The 3,505-nt window shown below is 57.9% G+C and carries 2 rRNA genes; both read left to right on the plus strand.

Annotation, left to right across the window (positions count from 1 at the left end):
* Positions 1–107 precede the first annotated feature (107 nt).
* A 23S ribosomal RNA gene (locus tag GTR02_RS19265) occupies positions 108–3,241 on the plus strand.
* Between the two features lie 141 nt (positions 3,242–3,382).
* Positions 3,383–3,499, plus strand: a 5S ribosomal RNA gene (gene rrf, locus GTR02_RS19270).
* Positions 3,500–3,505 lie beyond the last annotated feature (6 nt).

Genomic DNA, 3,505 nt, shown 5'->3' on the forward strand with positions numbered 1-3,505 from the left:
GGGGGTGGTGGCTGAAGTCGTTCGGGTGGTGTGTTGTGGTAGTGATGATTTCTTGGTTCGTTGTGGCCTGATATCGAGTGTCTTTGGACGCGTTGGTTTTAGGTGTTGTGTAAGTGTGTAAGGGCGCATGGTGGATGCCTTGGCATCAGGAGCCGATGAAGGACGTGGGAGCCTGCGATAAGCCTCGGGGAGTTGGCAACCGAACGTTGATCCGAGGGTGTCCGAATGGGGAAACCCGGCCGCCGTCATGGGCGGTCACCCGCACCTGAATGTATAGGGTGTGTGGAGGGAACGTGGGGAAGTGAAACATCTCAGTACCCACAGGAAGAGAAAACAACAGTGATTCCGTCAGTAGTGGCGAGCGAACGCGGATGAGGCTAAACCGGTCGTGTGTGATAGGTGGCAGCCGTTGCACGGTCGGGGTTGTGGGACCCGCTGGAACCTTCTGCCGGGGGTTCGGGGAGTGAGAAAGTCGTGGTGTAGCCGAAGGATCTGGGAAGGTCCGGCGTAGTGGGTGAGACCCCCGTAGGCGAAACATCGTGGCCTCCTTTGGTGGTGTTCCCGAGTAGCACGGGGCCCGTGAAATCCCGTGTGAATCTGCCAGGACCACCTGGTAAGCCTAAATACTTCCTGATGACCGATAGCGGATAGTACCGTGAGGGAATGGTGAAAAGCACCCCGGGAGGGGAGTGAAATAGTACCTGAAACCGTGTGCCTACAATCCGTCGGAGCAGGCTTGTACCTGTGACGGCGTGCCTTTTGAAGAATGAGCCTGCGAGTTAGTGGTGTGTGGCGAGGTTAACCCGTGTGGGGAAGCCGTAGCGAAAGCGAGTCCGAACAGGGCGTTTCAGTCGCATGCTCTAGACCCGAAGCGGAGTGATCTACCCATGGCCAGGTTGAAGCGCGGGTAAGACCGTGTGGAGGACCGAACCCACCAGGGTTGAAAACCTGGGGGATGAGCTGTGGGTAGGGGTGAAAGGCCAATCAAACTCCGTGATAGCTGGTTCTCCCCGAAATGCATTTAGGTGCAGCGTCACGTGTTTCTTGCCGGAGGTAGAGCTACTGGATGGCCGATGGGCCCCACCGGGTTACTGACGTCAGCCAAACTCCGAATGCCGGTAAGTGAGAGCGTGGCAGTGAGACTGCGGGGGATAAGCTTCGTAGTCGAGAGGGAAACAGCCCAGATCATCAGCTAAGGCCCCTAAGCGTGTGCTAAGTGGGAAAGGATGTGGAGTTGCGCAGACAACCAGGAGGTTGGCTTAGAAGCAGCCACCCTTTAAAGAGTGCGTAATAGCTCACTGGTCAAGTGATTCCGCGCCGACAATGTAGCGGGGCTCAAGTACACCGCCGAAGCTGTGGCATTCATGCGTTAGCCCCACCCCGTGAGGGGTGCAGGTGTGTGGATGGGTAGGGGAGCGTCGTGTGTGGGGTGAAGCGGCCGAGTGATCGTGTCGTGGACTGCACACGAGTGAGAATGCAGGCATGAGTAGCGAATGACGGGTGAGAATCCCGTCCGCCGATTGACCAAGGGTTCCAGGGCTAGGTTCATCCGCCCTGGGTAAGTCGGGACCTAAGGCGAGGCCGACAGGCGTAGTCGATGGACAACGGGTTGATATTCCCGTACCGGCGTAGAACCGCCCATGCTGGACCCGGTGATGCTGAGCACCCAAAGCCCCGTCTGCCTTCGGGTGGGTGGTGGTGGAGCGTGCGACCCGAACCGGTAGTAGGCAAGCGTGTTAACAGGGGTGACGCAGGAGGGTAGCTTCCGCGTGGCGATGGTTGTCCACGTCCAAGGGTGTAGGGCGGTCTGTAGGTAAATCCGCAGACCTGACTTCGATGTCTGAGCCTGAGACCTGATGGTGACCCCGTAGGGGGGAAGTAGGGTGATCCCATGCTGCCTAGAAAAGCCTCGGCGCGAGGTTCGAGCCGCCCGTACCCTAAACCGACTCAGGTGGTCAGGTAGAGAATACTGAGGCGACGAGTGAATCGTGGTTAAGGAACTCGGCAAAATGCCCCCGTAACTTCGGGAGAAGGGGGGCCTGAGGGGTGAAGCCACGTGCTGGCTAGCTCTTGAGGGCCGCAGAGACCAGGGAGAAGCGACTGTTTACTAAAAACACAGGTCCGTGCGAAGTCGTAAGACGATGTATACGGACTGACGCCTGCCCGGTGCTGGAACGTTAAGGGGACCGGTTACTCCACCTTGTGTGGGGGACGCTGAGAACTTAAGCGCCAGTAAACGGCGGTGGTAACTATAACCATCCTAAGGTAGCGAAATTCCTTGTCGGGTAAGTTCCGACCTGCACGAATGGCGTAACGACTTCTCCGCTGTCTCAACCGCGAACTCGGCGAAATTGCACTACGAGTAAAGATGCTCGTTACGCGCAGCAGGACGGAAAGACCCCGGGACCTTCACTATAGCTTGGTATTGGTGTTCGGGACGGCTTGTGTAGGATAGGTGGGAGACTGTGAAGCTGTCACGCTAGTGGTGGTGGAGTCAACGTTGAAATACCACTCTGGTCGTTCTGGATGTCTAACTTCGGTCCGTGATCCGGATCAGGGACAGTGCCTGGTGGGTAGTTTAACTGGGGCGGTTGCCTCCTAAAGAGTAACGGAGGCGCCCAAAGGTTCCCTCAGCCTGGTTGGCAATCAGGTGTCGAGTGTAAGTGCACAAGGGAGCTTGACTGTGAGACAGACATGTCGAGCAGGGACGAAAGTCGGGACTAGTGATCCGGCCGTGGAGTGTGGAATCGCGGTCGCTCAACGGATAAAAGGTACCCCGGGGATAACAGGCTGATCTTGCCCAAGAGTCCATATCGACGGCATGGTTTGGCACCTCGATGTCGGCTCGTCGCATCCTGGGGCTGGAGTAGGTCCCAAGGGTTGGGCTGTTCGCCCATTAAAGCGGTACGCGAGCTGGGTTTAGAACGTCGTGAGACAGTTCGGTCCCTATCCGCTGCGCGCGTTGGAAACTTGAGAAGGGCTGTCCCTAGTACGAGAGGACCGGGACGGACGAACCTCTGGTGTGCCAGTTGTTCCGCCAGGAGCATGGCTGGTTGGCTACGTTCGGAAGGGATAACCGCTGAAGGCATCTAAGCGGGAAGCCTGCTTCGAGATGAGGTTTCCGTGCCCCTTTGAGGGTGAGAGGCTCCCTGCAGACTACAGGGTTGATAGGCCGGGTGTGGAAGCATCGACTAGCGAGGTGTGGAGCTGACCGGTACTAATAAGCCGATCGCTTACCTACAACCACAACGAGTTAAAGCCAGGTAAGTCATTGTTGTTCGCGTCCACTGTGCGGTTCTCGGGGTACAACCGAACCCGCCCCACCACCCCCTGCTCAAGGGTTTGGTGTGGGGGTGTGGTGGTCGGGCCTTGGTGGTTGTGGTCCGGTGGTCATAGCGGTGGGGAAACGCCCGGTCTCATTCCGAACCCGGAAGCTAAGCCTGCCAGCGCCGATGGTACTGCTCGGGAGACTGAGTGGGAGAGTAGGACACCGCCGGACCGCTCA

Origin of the sequence: Kineococcus siccus, from assembly GCF_009906795.1 — a bacterium.
In the GTDB taxonomy this organism is placed as follows: domain Bacteria; phylum Actinomycetota; class Actinomycetes; order Actinomycetales; family Kineococcaceae; genus Kineococcus; species Kineococcus siccus.